This window comes from Mucilaginibacter sp. 5C4, from assembly GCF_034345625.1.
In the GTDB taxonomy this organism is placed as follows: domain Bacteria; phylum Bacteroidota; class Bacteroidia; order Sphingobacteriales; family Sphingobacteriaceae; genus Mucilaginibacter; species Mucilaginibacter aurantiaciroseus.
The window spans coordinates 662,755-684,076 of the sequence record NZ_CP133775.1; the positions used below are offsets into that span (position 1 = coordinate 662,755).

Consider the following 21,322-nt stretch of genomic DNA (forward strand, 5'->3'; position numbering starts at 1 on the left):
AGTCGGAGTTGGAATTCAACTCTATTTCTTCCAAACAGCGTATCAGCTATTTACGGTTACAGGATGAGAAATTACAGGGAATGTTACTGTGGTGTAGTATCGCGGTACTGATGACGAGGCAGAAAAATTATTCCGAATCACCGCGCCTATCAGCATACTTGTATATGCAACCGGCCTATATCTGCTGGCTAAACGGGGAGCGAGGTGGGATTCCCTTAATGGCGACATACGAGGATAGACCGCGAGGTGATTAAAGGAACTCTACTCCCACTGTAAACCTTACTGGAACTGTATTTGCACCTTTCCCAATAAAATATACTATTGTGAAAGACGACACCATTAAAAAAACAGAAAGGATACTATTAGGCGCTAACCTGATATTTGCAGGTATAAGCCATTTAACATTTGCACGTAAACCCTTTAGGGCGCAGGTGCCTGATTGGGTGCCGCTAAAAACGGACGATACCGTTCTGCTTTCCGGCGTTCCCGAGATCACATTGGGTATTGCCCTTGTCTTTACTCCTGAAAAACATGAGCTAACCGTAGGTAAAGTTGCCGCCACATTTTTCACGGCAACATATCGCAGTATACCAATCACCGCTGTGCGTTTGGATTAGATACCGATGCAAAACGTTTTATGCGGTTGCTTTTTCAGCCCGTTTTGGTTTATTGGGCGTTGAAGAGCACTGGCAACCTTAATAAATAATTAAAATGAAAACATCGGAACAGATTGATTTTTCGTTTATAGAAATATAAAAACTCATCAACACATCAATCATGGAAAAATTTGCATTATTGGCCCGCGTGGAAGCAAAGCCGGGTAAGGAAGCCGATGTACTGGCATTTTTAAAAAGCGCTTTGCCTTTGGCTGAAACAGAGCCGGATACTGTTAGGTGGTATGCCCTGCAACTGGGCCCGTCAACCTTTGGGATATTTGACACCTTTGAAACTGAAGAAGGCCGCCAGGCACACCTTAATGGCAAAATAGCGGAAGCCCTTATGGCAAACGCTGCAGAACTTTTAGCTAAAGACCCCATTATTGAAAAGGTAGACTTGTTAGCCATAAAATAATAATCGTAAAATAGCATCAAGACCTTTCCGATAATCGGGAAGGCTTTTTTGTTTAAAAATTTAAATCGTCACCATTCGTTACGCCAGAATATGGTTAATGGCAACAGATTATTCTACAACATCCAGTGCTTTTGGCTTTTCGGTAACCTTTTTCCAGATGGTATAACCGCCGTACATAAATATGCAGGCAATAAGCACATATACCCAAACAGGAAGGTTGCGGCCGGCTATGATAATGTAAGTATATGGGATACAAAAAAAGATGCCGGCCAATAGTATTAATAAAGTAACAGGCTTTTTTTTGCGGATGTTTCTCACTAAAAAACCAAGCGTGGTAAAAAGCGATACCTTACTTACCAGGTAAAGGCAGCCCAAAAACAAAGGGTCAACGTCGTGCTTGTCGCCAAGTTCAACAATCCAATCTTTTATTGCGGTAAGGTATTCCGTCATTAATTGCAAGATAAGAAATTACTAAACGGTAATTTACAAAATTTAGCGCATTGTTATTTCTGCAGATCTTGTTTGCGTTTAGCTGTCAGATATTTCCGTACCGGGATGTCGTAAAACACCATCACCAGGTAGGCAAACGCCACCAACAGTATCATCCCAACAATAATAATTAGCGCCAGTTGGCCCGTTGCCGGTTTATTGGCGTTGTAGTAATTGCCGAAAGCCCATATAGCGGCATAGTGGGTCATATACAACGGATAAGACATATTTCCCGAGAACTGGCAAAGCTTTTTAAGCCCCGGTGTTAATACCGCGCCTGCGCCAAGGGAAACCAATAGCGGGAAATAGAACAGTACTACCAATGGCTCGGTAAGCCAAACCCATTTGTTAAAAGGCATCACAAATGCAAGTATTAATAAAGCACCTAAACCAACAAAGCCCAGTTTGTTTTTAATGACCCACTTGCTGCGATAAATTAGTAGCCCTGCTAAAAAAGAATAGCTAATGCGCGCGCTGCCATCCCAAAAGGTCCCGCCACTCCATCCGCCTATAACATTGCCTGTTCTGTAAGCCACATAGCAAATACTTAAAGCCGCAAATACGGTTAATATCAGCAACAATTTGCGCCCTACCCTAAAAAGGATGAACGCGTAAAAAACATTAGCCACATACTCCCAAAATAGCGACCAGGCCGGGGCATTAAAGCTGAACAGGTTAAACGCCCGCTCCTGCATTATCGGATATGGCATAAGCAATACCGAACTTAAAAAAATCAACGCAATTTTGCCCGCGCTGTAGCCGTTAGGCATTACAGCAAACGGATCAAACAAAAAGGCAAGCAGCCCAAATATCGAACCTAAAATAACCAGCGGGTGCAGTCGGATGATGCGCGATTTAAAGAACTCGACAACCCCCATCTTACCTATCCTGTCGTCATAAGCATACCCGATCACAAAACCCGATAAACAGAAAAAGAAATCTACCGCCAGGAAACCATGGGCGATAAAGTTTCTCTCCGGCGCATAAACCATCTCCATAAAATGGAAACACACCACAGATAGCGCGGCAACACCACGCAAGCCGTCCAGCATGTCAAAATGTTGTTTGGTTTTTAATATTTCGGCTGTGGATTTTTTCATAAGATTGGGCCTGTTCGCTCAAAAATATAATTTATACCCGCTATTCACTTACAAATGCCTTATTAATTATGGCATTTGTAAATACATAATAGCCAATGCAACATCTTTGCTATTATTTGAATTTAATAAACATTGGATTGATGTTTGCAAACGTTTAATTGCCATTAAAAGCATATTTATACCAAACTAAACAACCATGAACATAACAGGGAATACCATACTCATTACCGGTGGTACATCGGGCATAGGCCTTGCCTTTGCCGAAGAGTTTTTAAAGGAAGGCAACAAGGTGATCATCACCGGCCGCCGCGAGGGCAGGCTGCAAGCCATTAAAGACCGCCTGCCCGGCATCATTGCCAAAGTATCCGACTTAGAGGAGGCGACGCAACGCATTGAACTGGTGGATTGGATAGCCGAAAATTACCCGGATACTAATATACTGGTCAACAACGCAGGTGTACAATTCATCACCGATTTTAAAAAAGGCATCGACCTTGATAAACTACAAACAGAGGTAGTTACCAACCTGATAGCCCCTATCCACCTGGCATCGTTATTTACAGCCGGTTTAAAGGATAAAGAAAATGCGGCTATTGTCAATATTACATCGGGCCTTGCGTTTGTGCCTATAGCCATGATGGCCGTTTACTGCGCTACCAAAGCGGCCATGCATTCGGCAACCTTATCTTTACGCTACCAATTGAAAGATACCGGCATAAAGGTTTTTGAAATTGCCCCGCCCGCTGTTGATACCGAACTTGGGCATGACAGGCGCGAGGACAAAGACCAATCGCACGGTGGCATCCCTGTTGCAGAATTTATTGAAGGCGCAATGGCCGCATTAAAAGCCGACATATTAGAAGCCGGCATTGGTATGGCGGCGGGCATGCGTATAAAACGCGAAGAGTTATTTGAGGTAATAAACGGTAATTTCCCCGGGTAACACCAAAATGCCTAATTTTACAGGCATGAATTTACAGGCAACAAAAATACTAACCCGGTCCAATTTGTTTAATGGCTTGCTGATAGCTTTTTTGTTGCTTGTAGTTTTTGTACCGTCGGTAAAAGGGTTATTTATCCGTGGATTGATGAAGGTGGGCTTTTTTCAGCCGGATATTACCGAAACCCTAAAGTCGACCTCGCCGGTTACCTTACCGCCGGTTACTTTTGAAGGTGCCGATGGTAAATTTTTAAACCTTCAGGAGCAAAAAGGCAAGGTGGTATTAATCAACTTTTGGGCTACCTGGTGCCCGCCCTGCGTTGCCGAAATGCCTTCCATTAATGCGCTTTACAGCAAACTGAAGGGCAACAAAAACATTGTTTTTATTATGGTTGATGCGGACGGTAATTTTGCCAAATCGGGCTTGTTTATGCGCAAGCGCGATTACGGCATGCCATTATACCGGGTTGTTGGGAATTTCCCCGAAAGCCTATTTAAGGGTACGCTTCCAACTACCGTCATTTTTGATAAAAACGGTAAAATGGTTTTTTGCCACGAGGGCAGCGCCGATTATGGCGGCAGTAAAGTTTCTGATTATTTGCAGCAGCTTGCTAAGTAGTAATTAGAACGCCTCGTTTAACCCCAAAAAGAAACCACGCGACCCGTACTTACCCCAGGCATAATCTAAACAAAGGTTGGTACGTGTAGCCTTGTTAAACAATACACGTAAACCACCGCCACCGCCGGGCTGCCATTTTTCGAACAGCTTAGTGCCTAACTCATCATTTGCGGTTTGCACATTTACAAATGCCACACCACTTAAAAATTTGTTTGCGGTTATCGGGAAACGGTATTCCATTTCCGAGTAATCGTATTGTGTGCCTTTAAAGTAACCTGTGGTATAACCACGGCCGCTACGGAAAGCACCATCTTTAGCCGTTCCCGGTAGGTCAAGATATGGCAATGCGCCGCTTATGAGGTACGAGCCCCAATTCCAGAAGGCGATAACATGCTCGGGATGACTTTCAGACAAACTGAAGTACTTCCTAAAGTCGGCAGTGAACTGTACCGCGTTCTTAGAGCTCCCCATCCACGATTGGTTAACCCTAAAACCAGCATCAACATAGATACCGCTGTATGCTCGGTTCTGGTTATCGCGGGTGGTGTATTGCACGTTAAAAAGCAAGCCGCTCGATGTGTAATGGTCGTTATTAAAGCCGTAACGCTCGTTATAGATCGAATATGGTGTTGGCACCTCAGGTGTGTTTACGTCAGTGATTTTTCTTCTCAGGTCAAACGACACACCGGCACCTACAAACAGGTTTTTCTCAATCTTTTTATACGCTTTTTCGCGGAAGCTGTAAAGTTGCGAGTGGATGGCGTAACCTTTGCGGTCAGGGTTGGTAAGGATCTTATCATTTACACTGCCAGTAGCACCGTTGCCAATACCGAGTCCAAAATCGGGCGTAACGGTTTTAGCAGCTATCAGGTTACCCTGGAAATTCCAGCGGTTACCGGGAGTAAATATATTGTGGTTAATGTAAAAATAGATGATGTTTTTTGTGGTAATAGATGCCGAGGTAGCCGCCACCGACATAAATGTACCCGGCTCGTTACCCAGCACCCGGCCAGCAACCGCCTTGATACCTATCTGCGACCCGATGCTCGGGTTTGATGCGATGCTTGGGATAATTGTAATACCCGATGGTTTTTTAATAACCGAATCGGGTTTCTTTTTTGGGTGAAAAATATCGCTGAACAGGTTGCCTATATCATATTGTTTAGACAGAGCCACCGCCTGCTTGCGCGCGCGAGAAGTATCTGGCGCCGCAACCGTGGCTTTAGTAGAATCTACCGCCACCTTTACCTGGCTGTATGCTGTATTAGCCACACCCAAAAAAAAGGCGAGTAAAAAGCCTGCTGTTAAACGTAAATTCCTGTTGGTTTTATGGGCATGTGCTTTATTCAATTTTTAGCTGCTATATATTGAGTGAAAAATTAACCAAAATAACTGTAAAAGTATGTAAGTGTTTTACAATTGCAACAGTTATTGCCGTAATATAATTAAGCGTCTGCCAGTTCAACCCAAACCGGGCCATGGTCGCTCGTCTTTTCCCAGCCGCGCACTTGCCTGTCAACACCCGCGGCTAACAGGCGCTTATCTACATCCGGACTAAGCAAAAAGTGATCGATCCGCAACCCGGCATCACGCCCGTAAGCGTTACGGAAATAATCCCAAAAAGTATAAATTACCTTGTCCGGGTTAAGCTTGCGCAAGGCATCCGTCCAGCCTTGGTCAACCAGGTTTTTGTAAGCAACACGGGTTTCCGGGCGAAAGAGCGCATCTTCCACCCAACGCTCCGCTTTGTAAGCGTCCAGTTCGGTAGGTATCGCATTGTAATCTCCTGTTAAAACAACAGGCTTGCCCGATGCTAATAACCCTGCGGCATGTTCCGTAAAACGCTCGAACCAGTGCAGTTTATAATCATATTTGGGGCCGGGCGCGGGGTTGCCGTTTGGTAGGTAAAGGCAGCCAATGGTGATGCCATTTACAACAGCTTCTATATAACGGCTTTGGGTATCATCAGGGTCGCCGGGCAGGCCACGTTGTGTTTCTTGTATCTCCGCACTGCGGGCTAATATGGCAACGCCGTTCCAGCTTTTTTGCCCGTGCCAGATGGCGTTGTAGCCCAGCTCTTTTATAGCATCCAGCGGGAATTTCTCATCCGGTGCTTTCAGTTCCTGCAGGCAGGCAACATCGGGTTTGGTTTCATCCAGCCAGCGTAATAAAACCGGCAGGCGGCCATTTACGCCGTTAACGTTATAGGTGGCTATTTTCATATTGGTAATTTAAATACTATAGTTTTTGATGATGAGATCTAAATAATCGATAGTTTTTATTTATGAAAAGCTTTTGCAATAGCTTCATCAGTCACCTTCGCCATAATTTTATACCCGGCAACGTTTGGGTGCACACCATCAAGTGTTAATTCGGGCCGTTGCCCGTTGTTACGGTTATCAACCAATGGTGTAAAATAATCCAGCAGTGTGAGTTTATTTGCCGCGGCGTATGCGGTTATCAGCTTGTTCAATGCAATAATTTTATTGGCGGGCTCTAAGCCCTTGCGCCAGGGGTAATCAAACACGGGCAGGTAAGCACAAAGTATTACCTTGATGTTGTTTGCCTTAGCCAGTTCCGTCATCGAGCGGATGTTATCCATAATGCGCTCGTTAGTTACATGCCCTGTAGTCCCGGCAATATCATTACTACCCGCCAGTATAATAACTGCCTTAGCCTTCCGGTTGATCACATCCTGCCTAAAACGCAACAGTAGCTGTGGCGATATCTGCCCGCTTATGCCGCGATCGATATAGTTTTTGTTGCTGCTAAAATATCCGGGTACCAATTCCTTCCATTTCTCAAATATCGAACTACCCAAAAACACCACGCGTTTATCATTGGCCGTTGCGGGTGGCAGGGTCTTATTCCCGGCTTCGTAATGGCGCAGGTCGGCCCAGTCGTCGCGGTAATCGCCTTTTATAACGGCGGTTTCTTTCGCGGAGTCGGCCTTTTCCTGGGCAAATGCGGGGTTGGTTAACAACAGCAGCGGTAACAGGTATATTAATTTCATGTTTTCTATTTGTAAGGTAATGAGCGTCAAATTTACGTTCTAATAATCAACAGATGTTTACTTCCCGGTTTAAAAGCTTGGGCTTATGGCCAGGTTAGGCGACATCAGTTATTCGCACCAAAAAATGGACGGATACCAACGGGGCACAACCAACGGCTTCAACGTATCTTTTATTAACGCTGTTAATTTCTCCGTTAATTACGTTTTTTAAACCCTACCCAAACCCTATTATACATGTCCAAAAAAACCTCTCGAATGCCCGGGGGCTTTTCGATTCTAACAGCATTCTAATATGGTGTAACATTTTTTTATGTATTTTCACCCATGTAGGGCAACCGAACACGACGGCCCTACGTATTAAGCTAATATACCCTAGAAAAAACAATATATGAAACACCCATTCTTAAAATTCAGCGCCATTGCCTTGATGGCAAGCGTTGCCCTGGTATCTTGTACAAAAGATAAGTCGACAAGTACGGCATCAAGTGCTGACGTAGCCTTCGCACTTACGGCGGATAATGCTACTTCAACCGTAGCTCCAACATCCACAAGCGGCTTGCAAACCAATGGGCTGCAAAACGATGCATTTGTCGCTGCAAATGCTTCTATCAAATGGACGTCGGCTATTGCCAACATCAGCCGCTTTAAACTGGAAGCTAAAAAAGGCAATACAGAAATCGAGATCACCACAAAAAATATCAGTAACCTCGATCTGCTGGCTATAGACCCGGCAACTGTTGCCGCTAAAATTGATACCGGTAAATACAAAGAGATCGAGATAAAAATACTTTTGGTAAAATCAGCAGGCGCAGATATCCCGCTTACCGTTAAAGGTACATTTACTACTGCAGGTGGCGCCCTTGTACCTATCGAATTTGATTACAACGATAACGCTATCCTGAAAGCTGAAGTTGAAAACGTTACCGTTGATGCAACTACCAATGTTACCGCCAAGCTAAGTTTCCACTTAAATAAATTGCTTACTGCTATCCCGTCAAGCCAGATCGATGCGGCTACACGTACCAACGGCGCTATCATCATCAGCAGCACCAGCAACGCAATTATTTATAATAGAGTTATTGCCAATGTGCTTTTAGCGTTTGAAGCCCGTGGTTTCGAACATCATAAAAAATAAGAGAATTTAGATCTTCAGTTTTGTGCAGATCAGTTTTTCAAGGCCGCTTTTATTAAGCGGCCTTTTTTGTTGCATTTACCCTGAGCAGATAAATATATTTTGCTTTATTTTATACCTATTAAATGAGCGAAACATTATCACCCAAAAAATTCCTTAAACTAACAGGCTACCAGTGGGCGTGTATCCTGTACATAGCCGTGGCTATTTTTTGCTGGCAGCTAAAGTATTTTAGGCATATTGATAATAATTACCTCATTTTCCGCACCTCTTATTTTCACTTTAGGGATCATATAAACCTTTACCTGCATTACCCAAAAGAGTATTACGATGTGTACATTTATGGCCCGGCGTTTACGCTGCTCATAGCCCCCATGTCGCTAATGCCCGAAAGCTGGGGTTTCTTCTTTTGGGAGGTGGGTAATGCCGCCATGTTTTTGTGGGCCGTTAACACCTTGCCATTTACCAACCGAACCAAAACAGCTATCCTTTTACTGTGTGCCATCGAGTTTGCAAACTCCAGTCACTACATGCAATTTAATCCAACAATTGCTGCTATTATTATACTGAGTTTTACTTTTGTGAAAAGGCAAAAAGAGCAATACGCCACGCTATTTACGGTGTTTGGTACATTAATGAAGATCTATCCGATAGTTGGTTTAGCGTTTTTCGTATTCTCAAAAAACAAGGTGAAATATATCATCTGGTCGTTTGTATGGCTGGTGGTTTTCCTTTGCCTGCCGGCGATCATTTCCGGGCCCGGTTTTTTAGTGCAGACCTATAAAGACTGGTTTGCGGCGTTAACATCCAAAAATTTGACCAACCAGGATTTGACCACGGGTTTCGACTGGTGCCTGATGGGTGCGGTAAGGCGCTTGTTCCAGGATAGCACCATACCTAACTGGCCATTTTTATTAGGTGGCGCGGCGGTATTTGGCGCGGCTTTACTAAGGTTTAAACAGTATGCTTCACTAAAGTTTCAGCTACAAATTATGTGTTCGTTGTTGTTGATGGTAGTGGTCTTTAGTACCGCTTCCGAGCATCCCACCTTTATTATTGCCACCGCGGGCGCGGTAATTTACATCATGATGCAGGAGAAGCCTTTTACTCCTTTTAACATTGTTATGCTGGTTTTGCTATTGGTGGTAACCGGCCTTGGCCCATCAGACGCGTTCCCGAAACCCGCCCGGCATTGGATGCAGCTTTACGCTATTAAAGCGTATGCCCCCATCATCATTTGGTTTAAGATAGCGTGGGAGTTGCTTTTTAAGGACTTCATTAACGATAAACTGCCGTTAAAACAAGGCGAAACGACTGTAGCTTAACGCTCAACTTTCTTCACATAAATACTTATGTTGGTTACAAACACAGCGCAGGGTTGCTTGTTTCTGTAATTGTGCATCGCCAACAAACCTGCCGAAAGACAACAAGTAAACACGATTTAGCTTAGTATTATTCAAAAATTTAAGGTTTTAATTATATTTTAATATAAATCTTGCATTAATTGTATGATTTTTTTCATAATTTACCAAAAATCATTAATTATGATTGTTAAATCAATCGCAAATAAATACTTTTTGAAAACTGTTTGATTTTTTAGCTCATTAAAGGAAAGTTTTTATGTACAAAGCGCAGCATTTTGAAAAATACAATTTAATAAACGGCGTATGGGACGAAATGTACAACGAAAACAGCATCGTTCGCGGCCATTATCAAAAAGTAATTGAATACCTGGCAAAAGAATCACCAGATGACCTCAATAAAAAAGAAGAATTGGCTAAACGCCTGTTCATGACGCAGGGCATCACCTTTACCGTTTATAACAGCGGCGAGGGTATCGAGAAGATCTTCCCGTTTGATATTATCCCCCGGGTTATTACATCTGATGAATGGGCTTTTGTAGAGAAAGGCATCAAGCAAAGGCTTACCGCGCTTAACCTTTTCCTGAAAGATATTTACCACAACCAGTTCATTGTAAAAGATGGTATTGTGCCGATAGATATTGTGTACTCATGCCCGCATTTCCTGCGCGAAATGTATCAGTTGGATGTTCCTTATGATGTGTATGTACATATTGCCGGCATCGATCTGATCCGCGACCATGATGGTACGTTTTATGTGCTGGAAGATAACCTGCGCACCCCATCGGGCGTAAGTTATATGTTGGAGAACCGCGAGATCACTAAACGTTTATTCCCGGATCTGCTACCCAATTGCGGTGTACGCAGCGTAACGGAATATCCATCGATATTATATAAAAACCTGTTATCCCTATCACCAAGGCAGATCAGCAACCCTACTATTGTGTTGCTTAGTCCGGGGATTTACAATTCCGCTTATTTTGAGCATACCACCCTTGCCCGTTTAATGGGTGTGGAATTGGTTGAGGGGCGCGACCTGGTGGTAAACAACCACAAGGTTTACATGAAAACCACCACCGGCCTGCAACAGGTTGATGTGATTTACCGCCGGGTGGACGACGACTTTTTAGACCCATTAGTATTTAACCCCAACAGCGTTTTAGGTGTTGCCGGGTTGATGGGGGCATACCGTAAAGGCAACGTGGCCATTGTGAATGCAATAGGTAACGGCGTGGCCGATGATAAGGCTACTTATATCTACGTGCCGGATATGATCAAGTATTACCTTAACGAGGAGCCAATATTGAAGAATGTGCCAACGCACCGGCTATCAGACCCAGATGAGCGCGACTTTGTGTTCAAGAACATCAATACTATGGTGGTTAAAAAAACCAACGAAAGCGGAGGCTACGGTATGCTGATGGGCCACGCATCAAGCGAGGAAGAAATAGAAAAATACAAACTGGAGATATTGAAAGACCCGCGCAATTTCATCGCGCAGCCAACCATTAGTTTATCGGCAGCGCCATGTTATATAGGCGGGGTACTGCAGCCAAGGCGGATAGACCTGAGGCCATACGCCCTTTGCGGCCCGGATGGCATTGAAATAGTGCCCGGCGGTTTAACCCGCGTAGCTTTAACAGAAGGCTCGCTGGTGGTGAACAGTTCGCAAGGTGGCGGCAGTAAGGATACGTGGGTTTTGAGTTAGAGAGGGGCAAGAAAACAAGAATCAAGAGGAGCTTCAATCCGGACGAATAAATCCGAAATTAAAAATCCTAAATAGGAAAATATGTTAAGCAGGGTAGCAGCAAGTTTTTATTGGTTAAGCCGATATATTGAGCGTAGCGACGGTATCTTAAGGATGCTGAAGACCAACTACGCTTCGTCGCAGGATTCGGTTGCAGGCTTTACCTGGGAACCGGTGATCCATATTTTTTCGGGGTCGGATGAAGAGCTGATAGCCAAGCTAAATAACGACAGCCGTGCGGTTTTAAAATTTATGGTGATAGATAAGGAAAACCCGAACTCTATAGTAAACCTGGTAACTCTTGCCCGCGAAAACGCCCGTAGTGTACAGGAACACATCCCCAAAGACCTTTGGCAATGCCTAAACGAGTATTACCATACGGCTAAAGAACCGCGCATTCTATCCGGCCTAAAAAAGGACGACCCGATAGGCGTTCTGGATGTGCTGATCAAAGAGGTTATGCTGTACTACGGCACTGCCGAGATTACGATGGAACGCGGCCAGGCACGCAGCTTTATGAATATTGGTAAATACCTGGAACGGGCTATCCAGTCGATAGATATCCTTGATGTAAAGTTTGGGCCGATAAACAATAACCCCGACCTGCTTTTGGATATTACTTACTGGAAACACTTATTGTTGTCTATCGGCGGTTACGAGCTTTACCAGAAAACCTATCGCGATGGCCTGGAAGCCCACAACGTAATTGAGCAGGTGATCCTGAATAATGATTTCCCGCGCTCGGTTATCTACTCGGTAAATAACATCCAACGGTATTTCGAGAGGCTGAAGAACAACAGCAACGTGAACGATTACCGCGAGATCTCTTTTCAAATTGGAAAACTGCAAAGTAATATCAAATACAGTTCGGTTAAAAGCATTGGCCAAATGGGCCTGCACGAATATTTAACCAGCCTGCGCGAGGACTTGTACCGCATAGGTAACTCGCTTAACGAATATTACTTTGCAAATTCTTAACCCGATTTGAAAATGAGATGATTTGAAAATTTGAAAATGAACTTATGAGGGACAATCATTTTCAAATTCTCAAATCTTCAAATTAAAACATTAGCACCATGCCCGAATTTAAAATACAACATATTACCAAATACGCTTACGATGGCTTTGTGCGCGATAGTGCCAACAAAATTATCCTGTACCCTATTGTTGATATTTACCAGGAAGTTTTAAAGCACGATCTTAACATCAGCGGGCACCCGCAGGTAGATACTTATATAGATTATTACGGCAACGAGGTAGGTAGTTTTACTTATACCGAGCCGCATAACCTAATGATGATCAATTCGCAACTATCCATCATCACCCATCCCCGCCCATTGCCTTTGGATAATATTTTTTCGGCCGAACAATGGAACGACTTATTTAACCTGCGCTATGTTGTGCCTTACATCGATTTCTTGAAACAGGAATATTTTGAAGGCTTGAGCGAGTTGCGCCCGGTGGTAGAATCTGAACGTAAAGTGGAGGATACCCCTTACCATACCGCGCTAAAATTTTGCAGCTACGTTTACAAAAATTTTGAATATATAAAAGGGGTGACTACTGTAGAGACCACCCTTGATGAGATCTGGGAGATCCGTGCCGGTGTTTGCCAGGATTTTGCCCACCTGTTAATGGTGATGCTGCGCCTGGTTGGCATCCCTGCACGTTACGTAAGCGGTTACATATGCCCAAATAAAGATGGCATGCGTGGCGAAGGTGCAACCCATGCCTGGGCCGAGGCTTACCTGCCCGGTTACGGCTGGCTGGGCATCGACCCAACCAACAATTGCGTGGCTAACGAGAACCACGTGCGTTTAGCCGTTGGCCGTAACTTTAGTGATTGCTCGCCGGTTAAGGGCGTTTACAAAGGTGCTGCAGGCCACAGGCTGGAAGTATCCGTTTCTGTTGGGTACGAGGACGGGCAAGTTCACGAAGAAAAAGATATATTTACCATATCGAATGATCATCCAAAACCTTCTACTACTGCATCACGCAATAGCTATGCGAAGTATATGGAGATGATTCAGCAGCAACAACAACAGCAGCAATAGTAAATATAAAAGCCCCACCCAACCCTCCACGGAAGGGAGGGCATTAGATTAGTTTTTAAAGTATCCCCTACCGGGGGAGATTTAGAGGGGGCTTATAAAAAGGTATATATGACTTACTGTTTAGGAATTAAAGTTAAAGAAGGCTTAATTGCCCTTGCCGATACCCGCATAACATCGGGCACAGAAACTACTGTTAAAAAGAAATTGACCACCGTGCAAAAAGATGGTGGCAGCATGTTCATCATGACCAGCGGCCTGCGTTCTGTACGCGACAAGGCCGTTGTTTATTTTAACGAACTGGTAGACACCCAAACCTACGATAAACTTTACCAGGCCGTGAATGCCTTTGGCGAACAGGTACGCCGGGTTGGCGAGGAAGACCGCGCCACGCTTGAAAAAGCAGGCTTTAAATTCGACCTGAACACCATTATTGGCGGCCAGTTAAAAGGCGACAGCGAGCATAAGCTTTTCCTGCTTTATCCCGAGGGTAACTGGGTGGAACTGGGGCAGGGCGCACCATTTGTAGCTATTGGTAATTCGGGCCACGGCAAAGCCATCTTAAATCGTACTATCGACGAAGATTCTGGCATGCATTTAGCATTGAAGGCTGCGTTCCTCTCGTTCGATTCTACGAGGGTGAGCAGTAACAATGTCGATTTCCCGATCGATGTTGCACTTTACAGGAAAGATACTTTTACGTTAGTTGAGCAGCGGTATACTCAAAAAGACATGGCCAGCATATCGGCACAATGGGATGATGAGCTGAAAGCTGCATTGCAGCATATATCGGGAGATTGGATGGAAAAAGCGTTTGCAAAATTACCCGCGGTAAAAGATGAAGTTTAAAGTTTCGGCAGAATTAGGATACGAAGTAAAGGCACCCAGCACCTTAATATTAAATGTACATGCGCTGCGCACCGCACGCCAAACCATACTGGACGAAAAACTAAGCATCGAGCCCTATATTAAGGCCGAAGAGTTACCTTCCACCAATGGGGAAAATCGTTTTGTGCGGTTAGATATTATCGATACCGGCACCGTCAACATAAAATACGAGGCCACCGTTGATAATTATTACGAGATAAAAGATTACCACAATTATACAGAGGTGCCCGTAAGCCAGTTTGACCCTTTGGTGCTTACTTACCTAAACCCAAGCAGGTATTGCCAGTCGGACAAGTTGTACCGTTTAGCCAACAACACCTTCGGGCAAATAAACAATACCTACCAGCAGGTAGTAGCCGTTACCGAGTGGATCCATAAAAATGTGGAGTACCTGAGTGGCTTTAGTAACTCCGAAACATCAGCTTATGATACCGTTACCCAGCAAGCCGGCGTATGCCGCGATTTCGCGCATTTGGGTATAGCCCTTTGCCGGTCTTTAACTATCCCGGCACGGTACTTTACAGGGTACGCTTACAAGCTTGTCCCTGCCGATTTCCACGCCTGCTTTGAAGCCTACATAGGTGGCGAATGGATCTTGTTTGACGCTACCAAGCTTGCCCCATTAAACGGCCTGGTTAAAATAGCTACCGGCCGCGATGCTGCCGACGCCGCCATTGCCAGCATATTTGGCGATGTGGTTTGCACCAACGTAAAAGCCGATTGCCAGATGCTGGAGAACGAACCTTTCGATGCTATCTACTACACCAAATCCGTATTTGACGGAGTGACGTATTTATAGCTTTAAAGCAATAAATACGTGTCGGATGATTGTCGAAAAAAGGTGAAAAAAGGGCGAAAAAAAGCTGAAAAAATCATGCAAAAAAGGGTGTCCCACGGTGTCCCATTTAGAAACAAGTGGGACACCTTTTAAAAATCACAAATAATTAAAAATCAATTACTTATAATTCTATTTGGCTTTTTTTATTTAAAAAGTTAAATCTGTAAAGTATTAATTATTAGCATATTAAGTAAAAATTCTTACTTGTGTAATATTTAGTGGGACACCTTGGGAAATATGTGAGTATTTTAATAAAAAAGCGGGGTGTGATGGCGAGCCTCCTGCCACATTTCATATCAAACTTTCGGCTTCGGGTTATTCGCATTATCTTTGCTGCGCGATGTCAGAAAAAAAAGTAAGAGTCCGTTTTGCGCCAAGCCCTACAGGTGGTTTACACTTGGGTGGTGTGCGTACCGTTTTGTTTAATTACTTATTTGCACAAAAACACAAAGGTGATTTTGTGCTCCGTATAGAAGATACCGATCAAACCCGCTATGTAGATGGCGCCGAGCAGTACATACTGGATTGCCTTAAATGGTGCGGCATTACGCCCGATGAAAGCCCGGTTGTTGGCGGCCAATACGCCCCATACCGCCAAAGCGAGCGCAAACCCATCTACCGCGAATACGCGGAGAAACTGGTTGCACAAGGCCACGCCTACTATGCTTTTGACACTGCCGAAGAACTGGATGCCAAACGTAAGGAAGTGCCAAACTTCCAATACGGTCTTGCAACCCGCAACGGCCTGCGCAATTCACTGAACCTGCCTTTGCAGGAAACCGAAAAACTATTGCATGATGGTACACCGCATGTTATCCGCATTAAAATGCCGGAGGACGATACCATCAACTTTAACGATATGATCCGCGGCCACGTGAGTTTCGAGACTAACCAGGTTGATGATAAAGTGCTTTTGAAAGCCGACGGTATGCCAACCTACCACTTAGCCGTGGTGGTTGATGATTACCTGATGAAGATTACCCACGCTTTCCGTGGCGAAGAGTGGCTGCCATCGGCACCGGTACATATCCTGCTTTGGGAGTACCTGGGCTGGAAAGCCGACATGCCACAATGGGCACACTTGCCATTAATACTAAAACCAGATGGCCACGGCAAACTAAGCAAACGCGATGGCGCACGCCTTGGTTTCCCGGTTTACGCCATGAACTGGTTTGATGCCAAAACAGGCGAACTTACCCCGGGTTTCCGCGAGTTAGGTTTCCTGCCCGAAGCATTTTTGAACCTGCTGGCCATGCTTGGCTGGAATGACGGTACCGACCAGGAAATTTTCACGCTGGATGAAATAATAGAGAAATTTTCTATCGATCGCATCAGCAAAGCCGGCGCAAAATTCGATTTTGAAAAAGCCAAATGGTACAATGCCGAGTGGATAAAACGCACCGATGCCGAAACCTTGAAAGTTAAAGTTTGGGAGATCCTGAAAGCAAAAGGCATCGTTATAAAAGATGAAGCATACCTGTTAAAGGTGATTGATGTAGTGAAAGAGCGCTGTGTTTTATTGCCAGATTTCTACCAGCAATCGGCATACTTTTTCCAACAACCTGCCGAGTATGATCTGAATGCCGTTAAACCAAAATGGACGGATGCCAAAACAGATTTCTTTACCGCGTTCATCTCAATACTAAGCGCAGAGCCTGTAGATGCCCACGAATTGGAAGCCAAATTCAAAGCCCTTGCCGAAGAAAAAGGCTTAAAATCCGGTGATGTGATGTTGCCATTCCGTATTATGCTGGTAGGTGGCAAATTCGGCCCGCATGTGTTTGATATAGCTAAATTGTTAGGCGAAAGCGAAACGATTATTAGGATAGAGAAGGCGATAGAGGCTTTTACGGCGTAAACGTTTAAAAGCACATAAAAGAGAAAGGCGCAATTATTGCGCCTTTCTCTTTTAATAAACCCATGCCATTGCGAGCGATAGTGTGGCAATCTCATAGGACAAGCGGATATGCTGAGATTGTCACGTAGCTACGCTACTCGCAATGGCATGGTGGATTATTTTACAACTCTTTCCTCATCACAAAATCATTCATCCAATACGGCCCAATAGGGATATCCTCTTCGTATATCACTTCAAAACCCATCTTCTCGTAGAAGCTTTTGGCGTTGTTGTAGCGGTTTACATTGAGGTCTAACGTGTGCTTGCCGGCCTCGATGGTTTTATTGGCAACGGCGTTTATCAGGATCTTGCCATAGCCTTTGCCCTGGGTTACAGGCAGGCAATAAAGCTTGTGCAGTTTGTATATCTCGGCATCCTCCTCGCGTGGCGAATAAGCTGCAAAAGCGACAGGTTCACCCTCCTCTATCAGCAATAAAAACGTTTGCTGTTTTTCAGCCACCTGTTTGGTTATTTTATCTGCCGCATATAATTCGCGAAGCATATAGGCTACCTGCTCTTTGCCAAGCAAAGGTTCATATGTAGGCCACCAGGTTTGTTCGGCTATCTGTAAAATGGCATCTATATCGGCTACGGTTCCTTCTCGTATCAAATACATAGGGCAAATTTTAGTGGTTTTCTTCCGGATCTACTGTGTACGATGCTATGCTTTGTCCCACACCAAAATATTCTTCCAACTCGGTTAGGGTTGATGAACTTGTGGCGATGTCTTTGATCACCACGCCTTTTTCCATTAATAAGATACGGTCGCAAACATCGGTTACGTGGTTCAGATCGTGACTGGACACAATCGTAGTTACCCCATGATTTTTATTCTGATCCTTCAAAATATTCTTCAACCTGAACTGTGTGCTCGGGTCAATGTTAGCGAACGGCTCATCCAGCATCAGCAATTCCGGCTGTTGAAGCAGGCATGCTCCTACCCCAACTTTACACTGGTTACCTTTAGACAGGTCGCGGATGTATTTGCCTTTTTTGATGATCTCACCATTGAAAAACTCTGACAAGCTTGCCAGCTTTTCATCAACCTGAGCTTTATTTTGGTTATGCAGGCCACCTATAAAGTAAAAATACTCTTCGGGGGTAAGGTAATCGATCAGGAAACCCTCATCAAGGTAAGCTGCGGTATAGTTTTTCCATGCTTCGCCACCTTCAACGTTTACACCGTTTGATAGCACTTCACCTTTATCAGCACGGATCAGGTCCAAAATCATGCGGAACAAAGTGGTTTTACCGGCACCATTGTTACCTACAAGGCCAATACTTTCGCCTTTGTTTATTTGCAGATAGGGCACGTTTACTACAGTTACACCGTTGTAAACTTTTTTAAGGTCTTTAATTTCTATCATGATTACTTATTTCTGAAGCCTTCGGCTATTTTAAATCGTTTGGTTTGGAAATCCTGGTCGAGTTTCTTGATCCAGAAATCGCGGGTAATAATAAATGCAACGCCAATTACTGCCAGTATCGCTAAGCCCACATTGGTGTACCCTAAATATTTAAACGGCAGGTAAACCAGGTATGGGAACAGTATCAGCGGGAACGAAAGCAGCAGCTGACTTGCGCCAACGCCCTCCCAGTTAAAGGATGCACCTTTGCTCAGATCGATGCGTTTGTAGTTACGGTTGGCAAAGTAAAGCACAATGGTGGTGTTTATGCCCAGGTTCCACAAGTACATTACAAAGTGGATCATTACTGTTCTCCACCCAAAGTAAACGTAAGGCGTGGTAAGAATAAATGCCACGGTTGACACGATAGTGAACAGCAGGTATTTGGCCTTCAAAAAATCGGTGAATTTTACTTTGCTTACCAGTATACCATCAAAGTGTCCGGCTTGCCAGCTAAACATAAACTGCCCGTAGTTAATGATGAAGATCCCTGTCATAAACATGCCCACGAATACTTTAAAGCCTTCGCCCATTTTGGGATTGGTGTAAAATATCAGCCCGTAAAACATAAATAGCAAACCCATAATAAGAGCAGATCGCGGTCTTTTATTCCGCAGGATCAGCTTAACCTCGTTGGCAACAAGGTCACCTATGTGACCAAAACGACCAAGAAAAGGAATTTCCGTACTGCTTTTTGCATCTTCTTTTTTAGAGCTTAATTCTTCCAGGTATAGGTTACCTTTTAAATAGTAAAAGTTAACGTAGTACAGGGCCACCGCAAGCACTATTGGCAGTAAAACCAAGTAGGGCTTTATAATGAGATTACCAAAGAACAGATACGATACGGCTTTCAACGAGTAGATATGCCACAAATAATCACCGCAGGTGATAAGCGCTAAAATACCACTGGCGATCAGGAAGATCCAACCGTTTAAGTTGGCTTTGCGCTTAATGTATAAGGCCAGGTAATTATTAAATAATGCTAACGCGATGATAGAAATTATAAATGCTACAGCTACGCCTGCACCCGATGCAGGCAATATCACTTTTATAATGAACGGGCCAAAAATGATAATAGGCCATAAGTTAAAAAACGATAACAACGCCGTTAAAGCCAAATAACCAACTACACTATTCCGTTTTACGGGCAGGTGCAAATAAGGCTGTACTTTAAGGGTAGGCAGTTCTTGCAGTTGCATCCGCATCAGCAAGTCCGATAGGAAGTAAACCAGGATGATGCCACAGAACGCGATGGTCAGGTTTTCTTGGGGGAACATTGCCCCTAATATCTTATCCAGGAAAACCCCAAATACAAGCACATATAAAAACAGGATAAGGATCAAGACCCCCATTACCACTTTTACCGCTATACTTTTACCTGTGTTTTTCGAGCGCCAAAAGGCTTTCAGCTCGTGATCGAAAAAGGTTGATATCATGTGAGGATGTAAGATTTAAGCTCAAAAAACAGTTGTGGTTAAGATACTAATATTTGTACCTGTCGCCCCAAAGTTTCTTTAGCTTTTCTTTTGATTCATTCTCGCGCGCATTGTTACCGGGAGTATAAATTTTTGTTCCGCGAATCTCTTCGGGTAAAAAATCAAGGTCGGCGAAGTTGCCTTCGTAGCTGTGGGCATACTTGTAGTTTTTGCCGTAGCCTATGTTCTTCATCAGCTTTGTTGGCGCATTACGCAGGTGTAGGGGAACAGGCAGGTCGCCGGTTTGGCGTACCAATGCAATAGCCGCACCAATAGCCGTAGTTGCCGAATTGCTTTTTGGTGATGTAGCCAAATAAATCACCGTTTGGCTCAAGATCAATTGCGACTCGGGCATGCCAATTTTATTGACCGATTCAAAGCAGGCTTGCGCCAGTAATAAAGCGTTGGGATTGGCGTTACCGATATCCTCTGATGCCAATATCAGCATTCGGCGGGCAATAAATAGTGGGTCTTCCCCACCTACGATCATCCTCGCCAGCCAATAAACCGCGCCATTAGGGTCGCTGCCACGCATGCTTTTGATAAAGGCGGATATGATGTCGTAATGTTGTTCGCCCGTCTTGTCATACAGGGCCATGTTCTGCTGTACATGCTCTAACACCACCTCATTGGTCAGCACTATTTTTTTGCTGTCAAAAGCGTTTACCAGAAGCTCAAATATGTTCAGCAGCTTGCGGGCATCGCCACCGCTCAGGCGGAGCAAGGCTTCATGCTCTTTAATAACGATGTTCTTTTCTTTCAGTACAATATCTTCTTTTTGAGCTTTCTCCAATAGGTCGAGCAGATCCTGTTCTGCCAAATGCTGCAAAATGTAAACCTGGCATCGCGACAGCAAAGCGGAAATTACCTCGAACGATGGGTTCTCGGTAGTGGCTCCTATCAGCGTAACAATGCCACGTTCAACTGCACCCAATAACGAGTCCTGCTGCGATTTGGAGAAACGGTGGATCTCATCTATAAACAGTATCGGCAATATCTCGCCCTGCTCTTTCAGTAGTGATGCTTTCTCTATAACCTCCCGCACATCCTTCACCCCCGAATTAATGGCACTCAACGAAAAGAACGGTCTGTATAGCGACTGCGATATAATATAAGCGAGCGTAGTTTTACCTACCCCCGGCGGCCCCCAAAACAGCATAGATGGCAAGGTGCCACTCTCAATAGCCTTGCGCAAAACCGCACCCGGCCCAACAAGGTGTTTCTGGCCTACATAATCATCCAGTGATTTTGGGCGCATGCGTTCGGCTAATGGCGGCAGGTTGATCATAAATGTA

The 21,322-nt window shown here is 44.4% G+C and carries 21 protein-coding genes; 12 read left to right on the forward strand and 9 right to left on the reverse strand.

Annotated elements, in window-relative coordinates:
• The first annotated feature begins 323 nt into the window (after positions 1 to 323).
• Positions 324 to 617: a hypothetical protein gene (locus RHM67_RS03085; RefSeq protein ID WP_322230560.1), complete on the forward strand. Its 294-nt coding sequence runs from the start codon at positions 324 to 326 to the stop codon at positions 615 to 617.
• A gap of 160 nt (positions 618 to 777) precedes the next feature.
• The gene (locus RHM67_RS03090; protein WP_252757490.1) at positions 778 to 1,071 is read left to right on the forward strand and encodes a putative quinol monooxygenase; all 294 of its coding nucleotides are present in this window, start codon (positions 778 to 780) and stop codon (positions 1,069 to 1,071) included.
• A 108-nt stretch (positions 1,072 to 1,179) separates the two neighbouring features.
• Here the strand turns inward: RHM67_RS03090 and RHM67_RS03095 are convergent, their stop codons facing one another.
• Both RHM67_RS03095 and RHM67_RS03100 read right to left on the reverse strand, forming a co-directional pair.
• Complete coding sequence (locus RHM67_RS03095) at positions 1,180 to 1,521, reverse strand: hypothetical protein (protein ID WP_322230561.1); 342 nt, start codon at positions 1,519 to 1,521, stop codon at positions 1,180 to 1,182.
• A gap of 53 nt (positions 1,522 to 1,574) precedes the next feature.
• Complete coding sequence (locus RHM67_RS03100) at positions 1,575 to 2,660, reverse strand: acyltransferase (RefSeq protein WP_322230562.1); 1,086 nt, start codon at positions 2,658 to 2,660, stop codon at positions 1,575 to 1,577.
• 196 nt (positions 2,661 to 2,856) lie between these two features.
• On the opposite strand from RHM67_RS03100, the gene RHM67_RS03105 reads away from it, so the two are divergent.
• Positions 2,857 to 3,603, forward strand: a complete 747-nt coding sequence (locus RHM67_RS03105; RefSeq protein ID WP_322230564.1) for an SDR family oxidoreductase — start codon at positions 2,857 to 2,859, stop codon at positions 3,601 to 3,603.
• Positions 3,604 to 3,628: 25 nt separating this feature from the next.
• Complete coding sequence (locus RHM67_RS03110; RefSeq protein ID WP_322230566.1) at positions 3,629 to 4,219, forward strand: TlpA disulfide reductase family protein; 591 nt, start codon at positions 3,629 to 3,631, stop codon at positions 4,217 to 4,219.
• Positions 4,220 to 4,222: 3 nt separating this feature from the next.
• Here RHM67_RS03110 and RHM67_RS03115 read toward each other — a convergent pair whose 3' ends face one another.
• The 3 genes from RHM67_RS03115 to RHM67_RS03125 all read right to left on the reverse strand — a co-directional run bounded on the left by RHM67_RS03115 (position 4,223) and on the right by RHM67_RS03125 (position 7,232).
• Positions 4,223 to 5,569, reverse strand: coding sequence for a BamA/TamA family outer membrane protein (locus RHM67_RS03115; protein ID WP_322230568.1), 1,347 nt, complete (start codon positions 5,567 to 5,569; stop codon positions 4,223 to 4,225).
• Between the two features lie 95 nt (positions 5,570 to 5,664).
• Complete coding sequence (xth, locus tag RHM67_RS03120; RefSeq protein ID WP_322230569.1) at positions 5,665 to 6,441, reverse strand: exodeoxyribonuclease III; 777 nt, start codon at positions 6,439 to 6,441, stop codon at positions 5,665 to 5,667.
• Positions 6,442 to 6,497: 56 nt separating this feature from the next.
• Positions 6,498 to 7,232 (reverse strand): GDSL-type esterase/lipase family protein, encoded by a 735-nt coding sequence (locus RHM67_RS03125; protein WP_322230570.1) that lies wholly within the window; start codon positions 7,230 to 7,232, stop codon positions 6,498 to 6,500.
• A 388-nt stretch (positions 7,233 to 7,620) separates the two neighbouring features.
• Between RHM67_RS03125 and RHM67_RS03130 the strand changes: the two genes are divergently transcribed.
• From RHM67_RS03130 to gltX, 8 genes are all read left to right on the forward strand, one after another.
• Positions 7,621 to 8,367, forward strand: coding sequence for a hypothetical protein (locus RHM67_RS03130; RefSeq protein WP_322230571.1), 747 nt, complete (start codon positions 7,621 to 7,623; stop codon positions 8,365 to 8,367).
• Between the two features lie 122 nt (positions 8,368 to 8,489).
• Positions 8,490 to 9,689 (forward strand): glycosyltransferase family 87 protein, encoded by a 1,200-nt coding sequence (locus tag RHM67_RS03135; RefSeq protein ID WP_322230572.1) that lies wholly within the window; start codon positions 8,490 to 8,492, stop codon positions 9,687 to 9,689.
• Between the two features lie 295 nt (positions 9,690 to 9,984).
• Entirely contained in the window at positions 9,985 to 11,433 is a 1,449-nt protein-coding gene (locus RHM67_RS03140; RefSeq protein ID WP_322230573.1) for a circularly permuted type 2 ATP-grasp protein, read from the forward strand.
• Between the two features lie 81 nt (positions 11,434 to 11,514).
• Positions 11,515 to 12,450: an alpha-E domain-containing protein gene (locus RHM67_RS03145; RefSeq protein ID WP_252757502.1), complete on the forward strand. Its 936-nt coding sequence runs from the start codon at positions 11,515 to 11,517 to the stop codon at positions 12,448 to 12,450.
• Positions 12,451 to 12,548: 98 nt separating this feature from the next.
• The gene (locus RHM67_RS03150; protein WP_322230576.1) at positions 12,549 to 13,526 is read left to right on the forward strand and encodes a transglutaminase family protein; all 978 of its coding nucleotides are present in this window, start codon (positions 12,549 to 12,551) and stop codon (positions 13,524 to 13,526) included.
• A gap of 108 nt (positions 13,527 to 13,634) precedes the next feature.
• Positions 13,635 to 14,372 carry a peptidase gene (locus RHM67_RS03155; protein WP_322230577.1) on the forward strand — a complete coding sequence of 246 codons (738 nt, stop codon included), beginning with the start codon at positions 13,635 to 13,637 and terminating at the stop codon, positions 14,370 to 14,372.
• Positions 14,362 to 15,210 (forward strand): transglutaminase family protein, encoded by an 849-nt coding sequence (locus RHM67_RS03160; RefSeq protein WP_322230578.1) that lies wholly within the window; start codon positions 14,362 to 14,364, stop codon positions 15,208 to 15,210. Before RHM67_RS03155 ends, RHM67_RS03160 begins: the two co-directional genes overlap by 11 nt.
• A gap of 379 nt (positions 15,211 to 15,589) precedes the next feature.
• Positions 15,590 to 17,107, forward strand: a complete 1,518-nt coding sequence (gltX, locus tag RHM67_RS03165) for a glutamate--tRNA ligase (RefSeq protein WP_322230579.1) — start codon at positions 15,590 to 15,592, stop codon at positions 17,105 to 17,107.
• Between the two features lie 160 nt (positions 17,108 to 17,267).
• On the opposite strand, the gene RHM67_RS03170 is transcribed toward gltX, so the two are convergent.
• Genes RHM67_RS03170 through RHM67_RS03185 form a run of 4 tightly spaced genes read right to left on the reverse strand, consistent with a single transcriptional unit; the run spans position 17,268 to position 21,315 of the window.
• Complete coding sequence (locus RHM67_RS03170) at positions 17,268 to 17,762, reverse strand: GNAT family N-acetyltransferase (protein WP_322230580.1); 495 nt, start codon at positions 17,760 to 17,762, stop codon at positions 17,268 to 17,270.
• Positions 17,763 to 17,772: 10 nt separating this feature from the next.
• Complete coding sequence (locus tag RHM67_RS03175; RefSeq protein ID WP_322230581.1) at positions 17,773 to 18,513, reverse strand: ABC transporter ATP-binding protein; 741 nt, start codon at positions 18,511 to 18,513, stop codon at positions 17,773 to 17,775.
• A 2-nt stretch (positions 18,514 to 18,515) separates the two neighbouring features.
• On the reverse strand, positions 18,516 to 19,988 hold the full coding sequence (locus RHM67_RS03180; protein ID WP_322230583.1) for a DUF5687 family protein: 1,473 nt from the start codon (positions 19,986 to 19,988) through the stop codon (positions 18,516 to 18,518).
• A gap of 46 nt (positions 19,989 to 20,034) precedes the next feature.
• Positions 20,035 to 21,315 carry a replication-associated recombination protein A gene (locus RHM67_RS03185; protein ID WP_322230585.1) on the reverse strand — a complete coding sequence of 427 codons (1,281 nt, stop codon included), beginning with the start codon at positions 21,313 to 21,315 and terminating at the stop codon, positions 20,035 to 20,037.
• Positions 21,316 to 21,322 lie beyond the last annotated feature (7 nt).